This window comes from Siminovitchia jepli (assembly GCF_047228825.1).
Lineage (GTDB): Bacteria > Bacillota > Bacilli > Bacillales > Bacillaceae_C > Siminovitchia.
Map to the genome: position 1 here is coordinate 1 of NZ_JBFEGN010000004.1, position 16,889 is coordinate 16,889.

The window sequence follows — 16,889 nt, forward strand, 5'->3', positions numbered from 1 at the left end:
ATGTGTTTGTAAATTCTTTAAAGAAATGACGCTGAATTTTGACGAACTCGAAGAAAAAGTTTTTATTTTTTTCTCTTTCACGTTTTTCTTTTCTTGTAATCATCCATAAATCCCCCTAAATCATGATAAACACAGTTAAATTATCCCATATTTATCAAAATTTGGGGGGGTAAAATAAGTGAATTATCTCGAAGAATTTTTACTCCTCAAAGCTGTAGCTAAAGAACAAGCCCATCTTGAAAAGGAAGTCAAGAAGTTTGAAAGTACCGTCTATCAATGCCCAGAAGATGGCGAAAAAGCGATAAAAGTGTTCCTGAAAGCCCATTCCAGCACCTATTTTCATTAGCTCCAACAGCTGACAAAAAATGAAGAAGCCATTGAAGAGAAAAAGCGTAAAATGAGCACATTTATCCTGATCACCAATAAGGTTGACCAAAATGAGCTGCCTGATCGCGGAGTCCTTCAAACATATAAAGGGCAGGAGGCTGCAGAGACGCGCTTTCGCCTGTTGAAAAGCCCTGCTATGATTGACGGTTTCTTTTTAAAGAAGCCAAGCCGAATCGACGCATTGGGCATCGTATTTGTCATGGCTCTTTTGATTTATGCCTCCTGGAACATCGAGTAAGGGAAAAGATGAAGCAGGAGAAGCTCCATTGGTCCTGGCCGGGAAGCGCAAGCTATTTCGCTCGACGGGGCAGGTATTGTTAAAAGAGTTGCAGGAAATTAAGGTCATTTATATTCGTCAGGCAGGGCAAGTGATTCGCTTTCTTCCTGACAATATCGGGGATCAAACGAAACGGATCCTTGAGCTGGCAGGATATGACATGTCCATCTATGTGACGAAAAAGGCCGAAAAAACGATGATTTGACTCCTAAAGGATACGGGAACGCTCAAAAACTGTCGAAATGGATGGATTAAAGTTGAGATAAGTCGATTGGAGACTTAATAAATCCAAATTTTTAAACAGGCACCTGGAAAAAAGAGGAACAGCTTGTCTTTCAGGTGCCGGATATGGGTTATATTCTGAATATAATCAGCTGCTTTTAGAGCCTGTGCAGCTGCGTGTAAGACTAATTTTGTATCTCCTTTCCAAAGTCCTTAGCCAAGATTGGATATAAGCGGCGCTATTGGGTAAGGTGCTGTTATCAGTTCTCGCAACTCCGCATAACATGGCGGCTCCCATTTCGGCAACTAATTCCTCTTTGCTGTAAACTTCATCCCTGAAACTTGCTGTTTGTGGGATGCCTTCCCGATCTAGACGGCTCTTATGGCCTGTACTATGAATCATTTCATGAAAAAGCGTTGAATAATATTCATCAGAGTTTTCATAATCTTTTAAAGGCGGTACATTTATATGGTCTCTGAAAGGCTGATAATAATGCATTCCCTGAATTGTAGTTGGATGAAGGGGAATTGATGTATTCGGCTTTTATTCTCTCGGCGACTTCAATTGGGTTATACTCGAAAGTTTCTTCTTTTCGTTTGCTTTGGAGCCCTTCAACCTGGCTATTGATTTCAAACACCCGGTAATATCGAAGTAAAGGGAATTTCTCTTTTTCGTCGCTGTCCTTATCTTCCTTTTCAATTAATGCTGAGAAATTGGACTTTTTATTTTGGAATTTCCTTAACGTTGTAAATCCGCATTTTCCTGACGGTACCCCTTGTATTAAAAGTTATCTTGTATATATTGTATTTTTAGTATAAACTTTGTATATACTATTAGTAAAGGGAGGTTGGTGACATGCAAGTTCAAAAGTGGGGAAACAGTTTAGCCATTCGTTTACCAAAAGCCTTATGCCAAGCGGTAAATATTAAAGAGGGAAAAGAAGTAGACCTCAGTATTAAAGAAGATGCTATTATCATAAAGCCAAAGCCTAAAGAAGAAACTTTAGCGGAAATGTTAGAGGGCATCACACCCGATATGTATCACAAAGAAACGTTTGATGATGGGGCGGTTGGGAAAGAAGAATGGTAACAGAATATACCCCAAAAAGGGGAGATATTATTTGGATCTCCTTCAATCCACAAGCAGGGCATGAACAGGCAGGGAGGCGACCTGCACTTGTTTTATCCCCTGAAATTTATAATGCCAGAACAGGGCTTTCTTTATGTGTTCCTCTAACAGCCAAAGTGAAGAATTTACCTTTTGAGGTTCCTTTACCTACTGGTTTGCCCATTAGTGGTGTGATTTTATCAGACCATATCAAAAATTTAGATTGGAAAGCCCGAAATGCTGATTATATTTGCGATGTAGATGAAGAAATCATTACGAATGTCCTTGAAAAGCTAAAAAAGTTATTGTAGGGCGGTTTTTATTAACCGTTCTTTTTTATGCTTGAAACTCCCTTAACGTTGTAAATCACGTTTTCGGTACTGTACCCCGAAAAATAAAATAAACGGGATAACAAGGATATAAGGGATACAAGGGGAACTCCCCTTGTTTTGAGGTGGGAGGCTGGCTGGGGTGAATTGGCGGTTCGGCGGGTACAATGGACAGAGCAAGCCGCCCTCGGGACCCCTCGTTTTGAGTATGGTCGGCTTGGGACAGACCATCACCCGCCGAATTTCTCCCTGCAAGGGGAAAAGGGTGAGATTTTCGGAGCAAATGGGCGGAGAAAATACTACCCGGCCCTTGCAGGGATGTTGAAGTTCCAGAGATTTCGGCATAGACAGTCTGTCAAGGGACCAAGAGCAAAAAAAAGTTTTTTGTTGCGTAGCGTTTTTAAAAAAAGTTTTTTTCTCCCCTTGACTGGCTGGCTCCGCCACTTGATCAAAACGAGTTGGGTTCGGGGATCCCGACACGTTTTGATCTTAGTGGCGTTGCGAACGATACGCTGCTACAGACAAAAGAAAAAAGCCTAATCATAAGGAGCGTCAGCGACACGCTTTGCGTTAGCAAAGGAACCACGATAAGATTAAATTTTTATAAAGAGCAATTATGAAATTGATTCACTCAATAAATTCAAGTCTGGCGTTAAAGGAACTGTAATATAACGTCAGCCTTAATTATCTCCCATCTATCTTTTCACCTGCTCTTCTCCTCAATGACTGGCGGTATCCATCTCCGGTTCAGACAGCACTCCGGAATGAGTTTGGCGCTGACACCTTATACCGGCAACTTGGACGATCACTTACTGGAGATGGGTGATGGTCTGGTCGCTTTATGTTGGAGCTTTTTTTGCCCGGATCTCCAAAGAAATCATTTGGCAGCGGGCTTAAAATTTCTTCGGAAAAGTGCGAGTAATGGATGACATTGTTTGATGATCAAGTCTTGAAAACATAAGGTATGATGATATGCTATTTGTAATATGAGAAATCATAAAGGGGGAGCGGAATGTCAAATAACAATCGTAAAAAGGCAAGCCCTGATCAATTAAAAGAAAGCGGTCTCACTTACAACGATTACGCAGCAATTGATGATGGCAATACGTATGAATTGGTTGATGGGCATTTGGAGCTGATGAGTCCTGCGCCAACGATTATCCATCAATTGGTGAGCGGGGAATTATTCAAGAAATTTAGTCAATCCTGCGAATCTGATTACATTATCTTGCCTGCCCCTGTTGACGTCATTTTAGCCCCAACCGAAGTACGACAGCCGGATCTCGCCATTGTCCATCGAAACCGTCTGGACATTTTGAGTCAACGAGCGGTAGAAGGAGCTCCTGATCTGGTGGTGGAAATTCTCTCTCCGGGCACTTTAAAACGTGATAAAATCGATAAATTAAGAACGTACGCCAAGTATGGGATTCCTGAATATTGGATCGTTGATCCAGAAGCCGGCGTATTGGAAGAGTACGTTCTGGATAAAGAGCGTTATGAACTCAATAATATTTTTCAGGAAGAAGAAATGGTCAATTCACCAAATATCCGCTGTATTTCCTTTACCATGACACAAATTATGGCAAAGATCCCGCGTTTAACCTGATAAAACATGAAAAAGCAAGCCGCCGAAGCCTTTCAAAAAGATTATCAATGGCAGAGACGTAAAAGCGTTAATATTGGCAATATTGCTGCTTCGGTCCGGGATTGAGGACCATTTACTTATTCCTGTAATTATACGTGCTGATGGACGTGGATTAATTGGCTTAAATTGTATAAATAAATGTTATTTTTTAAATAAATTTATGTTATGATATATTCAAAATATATTCAGAAAAGGAGTGTAGTACATAACGCATTTTCTACATTTTTTACATAGGGGTGAAAAAATTTGGTTCAAAAATCTTTTGAAGCAGATGTTGTGTATGATGCGGGCCCCACTGGTTGCGGAGAATTGATCATGAATCTATTTATGAAAATGAAAAAAATGGACAAGGGTCAAGTGATTGAGGTCAAATCTTACGATCCGGGTGCAAGGGAAGATATTCCGGCCTGGTGCCGCCTGCAGGGTCATACGTTATTAAAGCGGGTGGATCAGGGAAAGAACAGTGTCTATTATATTCAAAAAAATAAATAAATTTCAGGAGGAATCGTACATGGGAAAAATTGCAGTCAGCATTACTTGTGCAAAAAATGATCCGGATAAAGCAACGGTAGGATTTGTGGTGGCTAACGCGTCCGTGGCTTCAGGACAGGAAACGGTCGTTTTTCTAACCGTGGATGGCGTTTATCTGGGTGAAGAAGGATATGCAAATGACATTCATGAAGAAGGCTTTGCTCCTCTGAAAGAGTTAATGGTCCAGTTCCTGGAAGCAGGGGGACAACTGTGGGTTTGCAGCCCATGTTTTAAAAAGCGCGGGTTGGATGAAGAAAAACTGGTCAATGGAGCGAAAATTGTCGGTGGTGCAAAGCTCATTGAATTCCTTTCCCAAGGTGCTGCCTGTATCACGTATTAGGGGGGACTGTAAATGAATGAAATACCAGCGGTTGCAGCAACTTGCGATGGAGGAGACTTGGACTGTGGTTCAGGTCTTCTCCTCATTATTAAGAAACATATGGATGCGATTCAGAATGGAGAAATATTGGAAGTTCGGAGCCGGGAGCGGACTGTTGCCGAGGACTTGCCGGCTTGGTGCCGGATGGTACAGCATGAATTCCTCGATTCCAAGAAAAATAAGGATGATGTAAGTTATTTTATTAGAAAAGGCGGGGCAGACAGCAGTCTTCAGCAAGATTTGGAAGCAGCCCGCCATTACGAATGGAATGTTCGTGTACAGGCAAAAGAAGGGTTGACAGCCAATGTCTACAGCCGAAATCATACGTTTAAAGCAGGACAGCCCGCTGATTTTTCAGCAAATGTAGAGGCACCGAGTGCGATCGATTATTTGCTGGGCTCTCTTGGTACTTGTCTCATCGTAGGCTACAAACAGCATGCGTCTCGCCGGGGCCTTACGATAGATGCCATGGAATGCAGTGTAAAAGGAAAGCTTGATAATGTGCTCTATCATATGCAGCTTGAAGACGAAGGAAGTCCCAGGCTGATAGAGATAAGTGGCACGTTTTATGTAAGTTCACCGGAGGAAACAGCCTCGTTGCAAGAAACGTGGGAACTGACTTTGGAACGATCTCCAATCTATCAAACATTATGCCAAACCGTTCATATGGATATTCGATTTGCATCCGTTTTTTAAGAAAAAGAAGGAGGGAGCATGATATGGAACTTCCGTTGTTTCCCACTACGGTCGTTGGAAGCTGGCCAAGATCCAGGGAAGTATTGCATGGACTTCGCGACAAAAAGGCAGGAAGAATAGATGAACGTGAATTTCATAACATTGCCGACAAGGCGGTCATCGATTGTTTGAGGATGCAGGAAGAAGCTGGCCTGGATATTGTATCAGACGGCGAACTGCGGCGGGACAATTTTATCTCTTTTGTCGCCGATAAATTGGAAAATGTCAAAATGCTGACGGTGGCAGAACTGCTTGATTACGTGGAAGACAAAGCAAGTTTTGAAGAAATTTTGGGCACATTGGATGTTCCCGCTTTTTCTTTATCGAATCCGGCCGCCGTCGGGAAAATTGACAGGAAGAAGCCCATTGTAATGGACGAATATCAATTTTTGCGCCAGCATACCGATCGGGCCATCAAGGTAGCCTTGCCGGGACCTTATTTACTGACCCGTTCCATGTGGGTGGAAGGGTTGTCAGGGGAGTTTTATCCGACCAAGGAATCCCTTGCCGAAGATATTGTTCGCGTTCTTCGGGAAGAGCTTGAAGATCTCATTAAAGCCGGGGTTCATTTTGTACAATTTGATGAGCCGGTGCTGACAGAGCTTGTTTTTACGAAGAAAAATGCAAACCGGACCTTTATGTGCGGAGCACTCACGGCGAAAGCCGATCGGGAGGAAGAACTGGAATTTGCAACAGGGTTGATCAACCGGGTCATGGAAGGGATGAGAGGAAAAGGAACCAGAATCGGCATCCATATTTGCCGCGGAAACTGGAGTACGCAGGAGAGTGTACTGTTAAGAGGGCCCTATTCTCCTTTAATGCCTTATTTGGCCCGAATGAATGCAGACCAATTCATTCTTGAATATGCCACTCCACGGGCAGGAGAATTGGACGAAGTGAAACATTTGGCGGGGAAAGAATTGGGTTTGGGTGCGGTTAATCCGCGTACAGAGAATTTGGAAAGTGTTGATTCAATCGTTGAAAGAGGAAAAGAAGCGGCGAAGATCCTTTCACCGGAAAAGATCTTTCTGAACCCTGACTGCGGATTTGGCACTTTTGCCCAGCGGCCCATGAATACACCGGAAAAAGCTGTTCATAAATTAAGGGTTATGGTTCAGGCTGCCCATAGATTAAGACAACAATAATGTGAAAAAATGTAAATCCCCCAGGTACATGCCAGGGGGATCTGTCGTATAACGGCCACTTGTGTTACAATTCAAACAAGAAAGCTTATTTTAGTAAACATATATGGCTTTTTCCTTCTTTTCGGTCACTTCTCCGATGACCGAAGCCTGAATGGAAAAGCTGGATGCAAGCGCCTGAATAAATGGATCGGCTTCTTGTTTGGGCAAGCTGATGAACAACCCGCCTGATGTAATGGCGTCGCATAAAATAAGCTGCTCCACTTCTGAAATATTTTGGCTGTACTCAACATCATTCACCAGCCATTGATGATTGGATTTTGAACCGCCCGGGATAATGCCGTCTTTGGCAAGCTCTTTCGTACCGGGCAAAACAGGTACGTCTTTGTTGGAAATCAGAAAGCTTACTTGGCTTCCGCTTGCCATTTCAAAGGCATGTCCCAACAATCCAAATCCGGTGATATCCGTTACGGCATTCGGATGAAAATTGGATAGGCATTGTGCCGCATATTTATTTAATTCGCTCATCACTTCAGTGACCCGGCTTATTTGTTCTTTTGTCAGTCGATTGCGCTTAATAGCCGTTGTTTGGATGCCGACGCCGATTGGTTTGGTAATTAAAAGCATATCTCCGGGCTGTGCACCGATATTTTTATAAATTTTATCAGGGTGAACGATTCCGGTAACTGACAGACCGAATTTGGGCTCGTGATCATCGATGGAGTGGCCGCCGACAATTTGCGCTCCAGCTTCTTTTACTTTATCACCGGAGCCTTGTAAAATTTCCGCCAATATTTTTGGCCCCAGTTTTTTTACGGGATAACCCACAATATTTAAGGCGGTTTTCGGTGTTCCGCCCATTGCGTAGACATCACTTAGTGCATTGGCTGCAGCAATTTGGCCGAACATATACGGATCATCCACTATGGGGGTAAAAAAGTCAACTGTTTGCACGAGGGCGATTTCATCTGTTAGCTTGTACACCCCGCCATCATCCGGATGTTCCAGGCCTACCAGCAGATTTGGATCACTTTTTTGTGTTGGCATATAGCGCAAAACTTGCGCCAGGTCCTCTGGACCGATTTTGCAGCCTCAACCTGCTTTAGTGGATAAGGAAGTTAATTTTAGCTGATCTGCCACTTTAATACCCCCTTTTTTAAAAAATATGGTTCCTAATCAGTATAAATTGTTTAATTAAAAAAAGCGAACAAACTAAACAATTTGGACGGTGAGAGAAATGACCAATCATCTCAGGCACCTGCCTGCCGTACATCAGTTAAAAAATCATAAACATTTTTCTCAAATCTTACATAACGCTTTCATCTCGGAAGATGTACTGACGGAATGGGTCAATGAGCAAATCGATATAGTTAGAAACAGATTGATAAAAAATGAATTACATATAAAAGACATTAATAGAGAAAAGCTGGTGGATTACATCTTTCAATTGCTTGAAAAGAAAATAGAGCAAATGCAAGAAAATCAATTGCGCCAGGTCATCAATGCAACAGGCGTAGTACTGCATACAAATCTCGGAAGAGCACGTTTAAGCAAGCAAGCAATTGATCATATGACCGAAACAGCCTTGTCTTATTCAACGCTTGAGTATAATGTAAAAACAGGTGAACGAGGCTCCAGGCATGATATTGTCGAGGATTATATTAAACAGTTAACAGGGGCAGAGGCGGCAATGGTCGTAAATAACAATGCAGCAGCCGTTTTTTTGGTGCTGAAAGCAATTGCTTCAGGCCGAGAAGTCATTGTATCCAGGGGAGAACTTGTAGAAATCGGCGGTTCTTTTCGCATATCCGAAATTATGGAAGAAAGCCAAGCCGTTTTGAAGGAAGTAGGAACAACCAATAAAACCCATATTGGTGATTATGAAAATGCCATTAATGAAAATACGGCATTGCTCATGAAAGTGCACAAAAGCAACTTTAAAATACTTGGCTTTACGAAAGACGCCGCCACAGATGACCTGGTAAGAATATCCAAACAGCACCATATTCCGATCTATGAAGACCTGGGGAGCGGAACTCTCTTTGACTTTCAAAAGCGGCAAATTGGTTCAGAACCAACTGTCCAGGAAAAAGTCAGAACAGGGATAGACATTATCTCCTTTAGCGGAGATAAATTGCTTGGGGGACCGCAGGCGGGAGTGATCGTGGGCAAAAAAAACTACATCGAGAAAATAAAAAAGCACCAGCTTGCCCGTGTGTTGCGGGTGGATAAGTTTACCCTTGCCGGCTTGGAAGCAACATTAAAATCCTATATCAGAAACCAGGAACACCAAGAGATTCCGACAATCCGTGATATTCTGCAATCAAGTGAAACAATTTTGGAGAAAGCAAATAATTTCATTAGGGAGTTAAGCTCTAAAAATGCAAAGTTTATTTGTCATATAGAGCAGGAGAAGTCCAAAGTTGGCGGAGGCACCATGCCGGAAGTGGAATTGGATACATATGTCGTGAATGTAAAACATGAGTCATTTTCGAGTAATGAAATGGCCGTTAAACTAAGGAACAACACAATTCCTGTTATAGTAAGGGTAAAAAATGAGTCGGTCATTCTTGATTTTAGAACAGTGACTTGGGAAGAGCTGGAAATGATTATCGAGGCATTTTTACGTTTTTAATAAATTGAGAGGATGGTTTGGCGGGATCGTGTGGGAATCGAACCCACCGGAGACGACACGCGCCTCCCAAATGGTTTTGAAGACCAAGGAGAACACCAGTACCTCATCCGATCCCTTGCTTTAAATTGTTGATTATTTAGACATCTTCTATTATATATTTATATTGCCCATTTAAGCAAGCACAACCATTTATATGGCAGGTGAACGATATGAATCAATATTTTACGATCGGAATGGCGGGTCATATTGATCACGGAAAAACGTCATTGACAAAAGCATTAACGGGAGTAAATACGGATCGATTAAAAGAAGAGAAAGAGAGAAATATTTCCATAGAATTAGGTTTCGCTCCATTTATAATGGATGACGGATTACAAGTTTCCATTATCGATGTTCCGGGCCATGAGAGATTTATTCGCCAGATGATCGCTGGTGTAGCCGGCATTGATATGGTGATATTGGTGATTGCAGCCGATGAAGGGATTATGCCCCAAACGAAGGAACATCTCGAAATCATATCCCTTCTCGGCATAAAAAATGGATTGACAGCCATTACAAAAATCGATCAAACAGACAAGGAATTGCTTGAAATTGTAATGGAAGATGTAAAAGAGCATCTTGGTCACACGTTTTTAAGACATGCACCCATTTTATGTGTTGACAGCCTTTCCAAAAACGGAATTCCCGAATTGAAAGCTGCAATAAGGGAAGAGTTAATGCGTATCAAGAAAAAAGAAAGGAAGGCCTCATTCCGGCTGCCAATTGATCAAGTGTTTACAGTGAAAGGGCAGGGCACCGTTGTGCGTGGTACGATATACGATGGAGAAGTAAGACAAGGTGAGCGTTTGAGGCTGCTTCCTCAAAATAAAGAAGTCAGGGTCAGGCAAATTCAAGTACATCATCACCAAACCGAAAAGGCTGTTGCAGGCCAGCGTACAGCCATTAATATTGGAGGTCTCTCCTATGATGAAGTATCAAGAGGAGACGTTCTTGCCGCCGATCAATATTATTCAGTTACAGATCGGATAGACGTTGTATTTTTCCCTTTAAAGGACATTCAGTATAGTATCAGGCAGCGGCAGCCTGTGAAACTGTATGTTGGTACATCCGAAGTAATGGGCAAGATTATTTTCTTTGACCGCAACGAAATAAATCAAAACGAAAAAGAAGAAATCCTTTGCCAAATCCAGTTACAAGAAAAAATCGTTGTGACCAGGGGTGACCGTTTTATCATCAGGAAACCCACACCTGTGGAGACAGTTGGCGGCGGGTGGATCATCGAGCCAAACGGAAAAAAATATCGGTTTGGAAAAAGCACGATCGAACAATTGAGTTTAAAGAAGGAAGGAAAGGCAATCGATCGTATTCGGTCATTATTGAAGGAGAAAATGGTTTTAACATATAGTGAACTTTTAAAAGGAGCTTCCATTTTCGAAAAAGAGCTAAATGAAGCGAAAGAACTGTTGCTTGAAATGGAAAATGGCGTCTTTACACTCGATTCAATATTTGGGGAAGTAAAAGACAACGTCATCCATTCCGTAAAAACTTTTCATCAACGATATCCCATGAGGGCCGGGATGGATAAAGCGGAGGTCATTTCCGAACTGAAACAACAATTCCCGGCACCCCTCATAGAGTACGCAGTTAAAACATTAGACGCAGAAAAAAGGATTAAAATTGAAAATCAGTATGTCTCTTTGATTTATGCATCTCCAGCATTGCCCTTGAAATGGAAATCAAAATTGGAAAATGCCCAACAAGAGTTAATACATCAGGGTATAGAGGTTGAAAAATTTGGCGTGTTACTTAAAAAGCATGGAATCCCCGAAGCAATTCAGAAAGAGTTTTATCATTATTTACTGCTTACGAATAAAGCATTTATTTTGCAAGACGACATGCTTATCTCAAAGGAAGCGGTTAATCAGGCCCGCATTAAATTGGAAGCCGATACTAACTTGGAAGAATTTACCCTGCAGATGGCAAGGGAAAGTTTGCCGGTAACAAGAAAATATTTAGTGCCTTTGCTCGAACTTTTTGACCGATTGGGGTACACAAAAAGGACTGATAATACCCGAAAGTGGATGCAAAAAAATTCAGTTCCCAATTAAAAAACATGGCTGCTTCCTCAAATTAAAGGACATTCGTATGTTGAATGATAAACGTGATACTTGTTGTACCTAATTTGATGATTTTCAATAAGAACCGGCTTCAACAAATGGCCTTTAATGGAATGATGAAGGAAGGCTGTATCATGACCAAACATCAGATTTATACATTTGGCAGGGTTCAAACACTGTGTCATGCCCTATTGAAATGATGCGACGATGTTCCGGATGCTTCTGATACAAAAGAAGATAACATGATTGATGAAATTGCCGGAAGAGTGGTTGAGCAGGGACCTTTTAAAGGTTGGTACGGAAAAAGTCGGCACTAAATGTTAAATTATGTGTTTTTTTATGCGGTTTCCGAAAATGATGGAGACATTGATGTGATTAACATTCTGCCTGCACGTTCCAAACATAAGCGGATAAGATAGTTCTTGAAAAGGGCCGGCTTGTGGAGTAATGGTTTCAAAGATTGGGGTGTTTTAGTGAATAAAAATGAAAAAAAATTAAATTTTATCTTATTGTTCACACCGTATGTAGTTGCCGTACTATTATTTGCAGTTATTAAAGTCATATGGCATGATGTTCATACCTCTTGGTTGCTTATAATTTTAATGATAGGTCTCTCTATAAGTTTAATCATATCAATATTCATTCGAAGAAATAATCAAATTTAAACCTAAATATGGGCCATTTTTATATTTTCAGTAGTTGGAATACAAAGTGGAAGGAGGGATTCTAACATGGGGTTTTTCATGGCAATTGCGCCTGTTGTAATAGTGGGAGGGATTGTAGTATTTGTAATTCAAAGGCTCCAACATAAATATAATCAAGGCAGCCTGGGTAAGAAAAAAACAAAAGGCGCTCAAAATTTATTAGATAGTTTAATTCCAATGGGAATGCTTTTTGGTTGTGCTGTCGGTGTCATTTTAGGCATGCTTTTTCCGATTTCTCTAGCGTTTACTGTTAGTTTAGGAGCTGGAATCGGCTATTTATTTGGATATCTTGCTTATGAAGTTTATAGCAAGAAAGGGGAATATTCATAGATAAGATATCTTCAAAAGGGCGCGCAATTCCAAAGCGAGAATTGTGCTTTTTCTTTATGTTAATTGTGGAATACAAATACTTCGGGGAGGGCAGATATGAAGCATATTCTCGGATTTACAGTGGGGTATATAGGGTATTTTCTGATAGGGTTTATGGCGTTAAGGGCTCTGTTCATTCAAGATGATATGGCAGGCTTTATTGTATTAGTTGCTGGTTTAACTTACTTGTAAACTATATGTAATTTCTAGAAAAATCACACGGAACACTAAAGTATAGTGGTTAAATAAAAATCAGGACTTATAATGTTTTTTTGAACAAACTTGCGTGATAATCGAAGACAGTCATACCAAAAACAGGCCGGTTTACAGAATAATTAAAAAAAGAGGGTGTAATTATTTGAGATGGTTCTTTGCTATTCCGTTTGTCTTTTTGGGGGTTTTTTTAATGTCATTGACTATTGACAATATGGGAAATGTAGGGCATATGATTATGAAAATGATTGGGTTTGGATGCTTTTTCTTTGCTGGATTCATTGTCAAAAATAAGAAGATATTATCCTAAACAATCGGGCTCATTTTTGTTGCATAACATCTTATATACCAAGGAGGGGAAGCAATAGAGGTTTACTGTCGCCATTGCTTTATTACTCGTTTTTATATTAAGTAGTTGTAATGGTATGCTTACCAAAAATTCAGGTGGGAACAGAAGTTTATCAGGAGACAGACCTCCTAATGTGAATATAAAGGTAAACGGTGAAAAGTATGAGGTTAAACTGGGTTCATATTGCTGGGGATCTGATGGAACAACAGAATGTGCTGATACCGTTGGGCCGGTAGAGCTATTAGAAGGTGAAGAACCTATACAAGTACAGGCTGGTGAGCAAATTACATTGATAATGGATTACACGCCAAACCCCAATGAAATTCATCTTTCACAGATAAAGAATGGTAATGAGATTGAAGTTGAAGTGAATGATAATCAGTTTACAGTTCCCGATGAAAAAGGCACTTATTTTTACTATTATGGAGTATGGTGGAAGGATGAAGAAGATAAAAATTTATCTTATGGTGATGCCTTTTATGCTTTTGCTTTGAAAGTTAAGTAATCGGGCTCCGTTATTGAGTGATAGCGCTTTACTTCATGCTGGGTTCACACTATTTCATTTTCAAAATAACTGGAACAACGCAGATAATTTTTTGAATAAAAGGGGAGGGAAACCAGTGTGCAAGAAAGTCAAAATAAAAACCAAAAGCAAATTAAGGTTCAGGGTATTTATACAAAGATGAAAAGAGAATTGTGCTTTTTCTTTATGTTTAAAGACAATATTGAAGATCCCTCTCAAAGAGAGTTGGTTATGTTAAAAGATTGTGAGTAAAATCAGGTTCTTAATGTTTTTCATGTAAAATAATTCGGAGTTGAAGAGAGGACGGCATTACCATGGAAAACGTATCAAATGCAGAGAAATTGGAATCAAAAAAATCTTTACAATCAACAATCGGTAAACTTGAAAATGCCTTGGCACAGATGACTCAGAAAGGTGCAAATACTATTTTGGTAAAGAAACGACTTAAAGCTATTAACATCGGCTTAGCCATGCTAGAAAACGTTTGGAATCAAAGATCCCATCATTACACCCAGGAAGATTTAGCAGAAGCTCGCGATATTATTATTGGTTTATTCCCGTCAATTGAGAACATTTATGCTAAGTCAAAGGCAGGCAGTCCTCAAAGAACACTTTTGGAAAGAAGAATTAAAGCGTTGGAACTGGCTGTTCAAGCGATTGACGGTCTTTCCAAATAAAACACTTGGCTGTGTTTTTAAAATAGAGGAAATGAATTATTAGAAATATTTGACTAGTGAAACGCCCGATGATAATATATCCTTATACAAAGTATAATATTTTTGAATGGGGTGTTTGCGATGCGTCAACTGTTCCACAAGATCTTTAATGAGAACTGGAATCCTTATGCAGCGGTAGGGATGGCCGGGTTATTAAGTGCTCTATATTTTGGAATAACAGGTACGGTATGGGCTGTAACGGGGGAGTTTACAAGGCTTGGGGGGCATCTGCTTCAGTCCGTAAATGTCGATATTTCCAGTTGGGCATATTTTGATCTTGTCGGAATGAAAGGGACCCCGCTGGAACGGACAGATGGATGGATTGTGATTGGAATGCTGATCGGCGCATTAATGACTACGCTTTTAGGGAATAAATTTAAAATTCGTGTGCCGCAACAAAAGCGCCGGCTGATACAGGGGTTTATCGGGGGAGCCATTGCAGGGTTTGGCGCAAGGCTTGCGCTCGGTTGTAATTTGGCTGCTTTTTTCACGGGTGTTCCCCAGTTTTCTTTTCATTCATGGATTTTCATGGTTGCAACAGGCATTGGAACCTACATTGGCGTAAAAATTATCAGAACAAGATGGTGGCGCGGGAAACCCAATCTAAAAGCATTTAAAAGCACAAAACAAATGGAGGAGAAACAGACCAATCATTTTATACAGCGATACATAGGAGTTTTTGTTTTTTTATGCTTTAGCGTGATCGTTCTTTATTATTTCATTAACGGAAAAACATTATTGGCGATTGCAGCCCTTTTTGGTGCCGGATTTGGTATTCTAATTGAAAGAGCACAAATTTGTTTTACATCCGCCTTTCGCGATTTATGGATCAGCGGACGTGCCGTCATGACAAAGGCACTTGCGATTGGTATGATCATAAGTGTAGTCATTACTTATTTTTATATTCAAACAGGAGCAGAAGCAGTGATTAAGGTGGCAGGCCCCGGTACGCTGGTTGGAGGGCTTTTGTTTGGCATTGGCATTGTCATGGCCGGAGGATGTGAAACCGGTTGGATGTACCGGGCAATGGAAGGACAAGTCCACTTTTGGTCAGTAGGGGCCGGTTCAATTGCAGGCGCTACTTTCCTGGCATTTGCCTGGGATCACCTTGGTGTGTACAGTCTTCTTGTTGAAGGCTGGAAACCTATTAATCTAATGGAAGTGTTTGATCCGAAACTAGCCCTGTTCTTCACGCTGCTGCTGCTCTTTGCATGGTATTTATTTTCGGCTTGGTGGGAGAAACACTATCGTTTTGGAAAAGGGCTTGACCTGAATAGGAAAGAAGGCCATTATTCTGTTCAGCCTTCAGCCGCAAAGAAATAAAGGCAGGTGAGCATAATGGAAGATATCATCATAGATTATGTCTTGGATATCCGCGGGGAGCCTTGACCGTATCCTGTTACCTATGCGCTGGAAGCGCTGGCTAATATGAAAAAAGGCGAGGTATTGCAAGTGATTGCCGATTGCCCGCAATCTTTTCAAACCGTCCCGGAGGAAATTACAAAGCACGGCTATACCCTGTTGGGAAAAGAGAAGCAGAATCAAGATTTATATTTTACAATAAAAGTGTAACCGGGGTGATGGCGGTGAACATCAATCATATGAGAGCGTTCGTAACAGTTGTTGAACTGGGAAGCTTCAATGAGGCGGCCAAGCGTCTGGCCGTTTCCCAACCCGCAATCACCCAGCGGATTCAGTCACTGGATGAACATTTTAAGACAAAATTGCTGCAAAGAGATGCCGGCGGTGTGCATCTTACTTCCCAAGGGCAGATTGTCTATAATCAGTTCCTATCCATTTTAAAAAAATGGGACAATCTTGAGAGCCAATTATTGGGCGGCAATCTTACGGGTAAACTGACTGTAGGGGCCAGCACGATCCCATCCGAATATTTTTTGCCTAAATTGCTTAAAAGCTTCATGGATCTATATAAGGAAGTGGAAATCCATACCTTGATCGCCGGTTCCAAAGAAGTTTTTAATTGGCTGCTGAACGGATCTGTTGATTTAATCGTGACAGGGAGGCATGAAGTTCATCCAAGACTTGTGTCCAAACCGCTTTTGGAAGAAGAACTAAAAATTATTGCTCCCATCGATGGTGACCGATTTCCCGAAAGCATTAAGGTTGCCGACTTGAAAGATTGTGATTGGATCATACGGGAATCAGGCTCGGGGACAAGACTTGCATGGGAACAAGAACTTAAGGAGAAAGGTTTTGATCCAAAGTCATTTAATATTGCAGGCCAAATGGGAAGTACAGAAGCCATTATTGCTTCTGTAGAGGCGGGAATCGGCATCTCTGTCGTTTCCTCGCTGGCGGCTGAACGGGCGGCACGCTATGGGAGGGTAAAAGTGCTGGAAGTAGAGGATTTTATCGTCAGGCGCTGTTTCTATATTTCCACTTTAAAAGATTATGAAAGCAACCCGCTTGTAAAAAAATTTATTTCTTATGCCTCTGATAAAATAACGAATGACAAAAACAAGCCCCTTTAGCCATTGCGAAGGGGCT

The 16,889-nt window shown here is 41.2% G+C and carries 22 protein-coding genes, 1 tRNA gene and 1 pseudogene; 21 read left to right on the forward strand and 3 right to left on the reverse strand.

The annotated features are described in order from the left end of the window. Positions 1-178: 178 nt before the first annotated feature. Genes AB1L08_RS03545 through AB1L08_RS03555 form a run of 3 tightly spaced genes read left to right on the forward strand, consistent with a single transcriptional unit; the run spans position 179 to position 869 of the window. Positions 179-346 (forward strand): hypothetical protein, encoded by a 168-nt coding sequence (locus AB1L08_RS03545; RefSeq protein ID WP_413063303.1) that lies wholly within the window; start codon positions 179-181, stop codon positions 344-346. 51 nt (positions 347-397) lie between these two features. Next, on the forward strand, positions 398-625 hold the full coding sequence (locus AB1L08_RS03550; protein ID WP_413063304.1) for a hypothetical protein: 228 nt from the start codon (positions 398-400) through the stop codon (positions 623-625). Positions 626-653: 28 nt separating this feature from the next. Continuing rightward, complete coding sequence (locus AB1L08_RS03555; RefSeq protein ID WP_413063305.1) at positions 654-869, forward strand: hypothetical protein; 216 nt, start codon at positions 654-656, stop codon at positions 867-869. 165 nt (positions 870-1,034) lie between these two features. Here AB1L08_RS03555 and AB1L08_RS03560 read toward each other — a convergent pair whose 3' ends face one another. Then, positions 1,035-1,385, reverse strand: a complete 351-nt coding sequence (locus AB1L08_RS03560; RefSeq protein ID WP_413063306.1) for a zincin-like metallopeptidase domain-containing protein — start codon at positions 1,383-1,385, stop codon at positions 1,035-1,037. A 357-nt stretch (positions 1,386-1,742) separates the two neighbouring features. Here AB1L08_RS03560 and AB1L08_RS03565 point away from each other — a divergent pair, with 357 nt between their 5' ends. The 8 genes from AB1L08_RS03565 (at position 1,743) to AB1L08_RS03600 (ending at position 6,758) form a co-directional block, all read left to right on the forward strand. Further along, entirely contained in the window at positions 1,743-1,976 is a 234-nt protein-coding gene (locus AB1L08_RS03565) for an AbrB/MazE/SpoVT family DNA-binding domain-containing protein (RefSeq protein ID WP_413063307.1), read from the forward strand. Continuing rightward, entirely contained in the window at positions 1,970-2,305 is a 336-nt protein-coding gene (gene mazF, locus AB1L08_RS03570) for an endoribonuclease MazF (RefSeq protein ID WP_413063308.1), read from the forward strand. The genes AB1L08_RS03565 and mazF overlap by 7 nt, the downstream gene beginning before the upstream one ends. 822 nt (positions 2,306-3,127) lie before the next feature. Continuing rightward, positions 3,128-3,220 carry a hypothetical protein gene (locus AB1L08_RS03575; RefSeq protein WP_413063399.1) on the forward strand — a complete coding sequence of 31 codons (93 nt, stop codon included), beginning with the start codon at positions 3,128-3,130 and terminating at the stop codon, positions 3,218-3,220. 115 nt (positions 3,221-3,335) lie between these two features. Beyond that, positions 3,336-3,929, forward strand: coding sequence for a Uma2 family endonuclease (locus AB1L08_RS03580; RefSeq protein WP_413063309.1), 594 nt, complete (start codon positions 3,336-3,338; stop codon positions 3,927-3,929). 285 nt (positions 3,930-4,214) lie between these two features. After that, complete coding sequence (locus AB1L08_RS03585; RefSeq protein WP_413063310.1) at positions 4,215-4,460, forward strand: sulfurtransferase TusA family protein; 246 nt, start codon at positions 4,215-4,217, stop codon at positions 4,458-4,460. A gap of 19 nt (positions 4,461-4,479) precedes the next feature. After that, positions 4,480-4,839 (forward strand): DsrE family protein, encoded by a 360-nt coding sequence (locus AB1L08_RS03590; RefSeq protein WP_413063311.1) that lies wholly within the window; start codon positions 4,480-4,482, stop codon positions 4,837-4,839. Positions 4,840-4,851: 12 nt separating this feature from the next. Further along, a complete protein-coding gene (locus AB1L08_RS03595; RefSeq protein WP_413063312.1) occupies positions 4,852-5,574 on the forward strand; it encodes a sulfurtransferase TusA family protein in 723 nt (240 codons plus the stop codon). A 23-nt stretch (positions 5,575-5,597) separates the two neighbouring features. Then, positions 5,598-6,758 carry a vitamin-B12 independent methionine synthase gene (locus tag AB1L08_RS03600; protein WP_489686518.1) on the forward strand — a complete coding sequence of 387 codons (1,161 nt, stop codon included), beginning with the start codon at positions 5,598-5,600 and terminating at the stop codon, positions 6,756-6,758. A gap of 90 nt (positions 6,759-6,848) precedes the next feature. Here the strand turns inward: AB1L08_RS03600 and selD are convergent, their stop codons facing one another. Further along, positions 6,849-7,895 carry a selenide, water dikinase SelD gene (gene selD, locus AB1L08_RS03605; protein WP_413063313.1) on the reverse strand — a complete coding sequence of 349 codons (1,047 nt, stop codon included), beginning with the start codon at positions 7,893-7,895 and terminating at the stop codon, positions 6,849-6,851. 97 nt (positions 7,896-7,992) lie between these two features. Here selD and selA point away from each other — a divergent pair, with 97 nt between their 5' ends. Next, positions 7,993-9,390: an L-seryl-tRNA(Sec) selenium transferase gene (gene selA, locus AB1L08_RS03610; protein ID WP_413063314.1), complete on the forward strand. Its 1,398-nt coding sequence runs from the start codon at positions 7,993-7,995 to the stop codon at positions 9,388-9,390. Between the two features lie 18 nt (positions 9,391-9,408). On the opposite strand, the gene AB1L08_RS03615 is transcribed toward selA, so the two are convergent. Next, a tRNA-Sec gene (locus tag AB1L08_RS03615) sits at positions 9,409-9,505 on the reverse strand. Between the two features lie 94 nt (positions 9,506-9,599). Here AB1L08_RS03615 and selB point away from each other — a divergent pair. From selB to AB1L08_RS03660, 9 genes and pseudogenes are all read left to right on the forward strand, one after another. Beyond that, positions 9,600-11,498 carry a selenocysteine-specific translation elongation factor gene (gene selB, locus AB1L08_RS03620; protein ID WP_413063315.1) on the forward strand — a complete coding sequence of 633 codons (1,899 nt, stop codon included), beginning with the start codon at positions 9,600-9,602 and terminating at the stop codon, positions 11,496-11,498. 740 nt (positions 11,499-12,238) lie between these two features. Further along, a complete protein-coding gene (locus AB1L08_RS03625; RefSeq protein WP_413063316.1) occupies positions 12,239-12,541 on the forward strand; it encodes a hypothetical protein in 303 nt (100 codons plus the stop codon). A gap of 96 nt (positions 12,542-12,637) precedes the next feature. Continuing rightward, positions 12,638-12,772, forward strand: a complete 135-nt coding sequence (locus AB1L08_RS03630) for a hypothetical protein (protein WP_413063317.1) — start codon at positions 12,638-12,640, stop codon at positions 12,770-12,772. A gap of 446 nt (positions 12,773-13,218) precedes the next feature. Next, positions 13,219-13,647 (forward strand): hypothetical protein, encoded by a 429-nt coding sequence (locus AB1L08_RS03635; RefSeq protein ID WP_413063318.1) that lies wholly within the window; start codon positions 13,219-13,221, stop codon positions 13,645-13,647. A gap of 117 nt (positions 13,648-13,764) precedes the next feature. Continuing rightward, a complete protein-coding gene (locus tag AB1L08_RS03640; protein ID WP_413063319.1) occupies positions 13,765-13,917 on the forward strand; it encodes a hypothetical protein in 153 nt (50 codons plus the stop codon). A 62-nt stretch (positions 13,918-13,979) separates the two neighbouring features. After that, entirely contained in the window at positions 13,980-14,342 is a 363-nt protein-coding gene (locus AB1L08_RS03645) for a hypothetical protein (RefSeq protein WP_413063320.1), read from the forward strand. Positions 14,343-14,462: 120 nt separating this feature from the next. Further along, entirely contained in the window at positions 14,463-15,704 is a 1,242-nt protein-coding gene (gene yedE / locus AB1L08_RS03650) for a selenium metabolism membrane protein YedE/FdhT (RefSeq protein ID WP_413063321.1), read from the forward strand. A gap of 78 nt (positions 15,705-15,782) precedes the next feature. Next, positions 15,783-15,953 (forward strand): annotated as a pseudogene (locus AB1L08_RS03655) (sulfurtransferase TusA family protein); the annotation flags it as partial. A gap of 14 nt (positions 15,954-15,967) precedes the next feature. Continuing rightward, positions 15,968-16,873, forward strand: a complete 906-nt coding sequence (locus AB1L08_RS03660) for a selenium metabolism-associated LysR family transcriptional regulator (protein ID WP_413063322.1) — start codon at positions 15,968-15,970, stop codon at positions 16,871-16,873. Positions 16,874-16,889: the final 16 nt, after the last annotated feature.

What these genes read in the sequence shown, in the direction of transcription:
- AB1L08_RS03560 (WP_413063306.1), bottom strand. Translation starts at nt 1,385, where the DNA reads ATGCATTATTATCAGCCTTTCAGAGACCATATAAATGTACCGCCTTTA.
- AB1L08_RS03550 (WP_413063304.1), top strand. Translation starts at nt 398, where the DNA reads ATGAGCACATTTATCCTGATCACCAATAAGGTTGACCAAAATGAGCTG.
- mazF (WP_413063308.1), top strand. Translation starts at nt 1,970, where the DNA reads ATGGTAACAGAATATACCCCAAAAAGGGGAGATATTATTTGGATCTCC.
- AB1L08_RS03625 (WP_413063316.1), top strand. Translation starts at nt 12,239, where the DNA reads ATGGGGTTTTTCATGGCAATTGCGCCTGTTGTAATAGTGGGAGGGATT.
- AB1L08_RS03600 (WP_489686518.1), top strand. Translation starts at nt 5,598, where the DNA reads ATGGAACTTCCGTTGTTTCCCACTACGGTCGTTGGAAGCTGGCCAAGA.
- AB1L08_RS03630 (WP_413063317.1), top strand. Translation starts at nt 12,638, where the DNA reads ATGAAGCATATTCTCGGATTTACAGTGGGGTATATAGGGTATTTTCTG.
- AB1L08_RS03565 (WP_413063307.1), top strand. Translation starts at nt 1,743, where the DNA reads ATGCAAGTTCAAAAGTGGGGAAACAGTTTAGCCATTCGTTTACCAAAA.
- AB1L08_RS03595 (WP_413063312.1), top strand. Translation starts at nt 4,852, where the DNA reads ATGAATGAAATACCAGCGGTTGCAGCAACTTGCGATGGAGGAGACTTG.
- selB (WP_413063315.1), top strand. Translation starts at nt 9,600, where the DNA reads ATGAATCAATATTTTACGATCGGAATGGCGGGTCATATTGATCACGGA.
- AB1L08_RS03580 (WP_413063309.1), top strand. Translation starts at nt 3,336, where the DNA reads ATGTCAAATAACAATCGTAAAAAGGCAAGCCCTGATCAATTAAAAGAA.
- selA (WP_413063314.1), top strand. Translation starts at nt 7,993, where the DNA reads ATGACCAATCATCTCAGGCACCTGCCTGCCGTACATCAGTTAAAAAAT.
- AB1L08_RS03635 (WP_413063318.1), top strand. Translation starts at nt 13,219, where the DNA reads ATGCTTACCAAAAATTCAGGTGGGAACAGAAGTTTATCAGGAGACAGA.
- yedE (WP_413063321.1), top strand. Translation starts at nt 14,463, where the DNA reads ATGCGTCAACTGTTCCACAAGATCTTTAATGAGAACTGGAATCCTTAT.
- AB1L08_RS03645 (WP_413063320.1), top strand. Translation starts at nt 13,980, where the DNA reads ATGGAAAACGTATCAAATGCAGAGAAATTGGAATCAAAAAAATCTTTA.
- AB1L08_RS03590 (WP_413063311.1), top strand. Translation starts at nt 4,480, where the DNA reads ATGGGAAAAATTGCAGTCAGCATTACTTGTGCAAAAAATGATCCGGAT.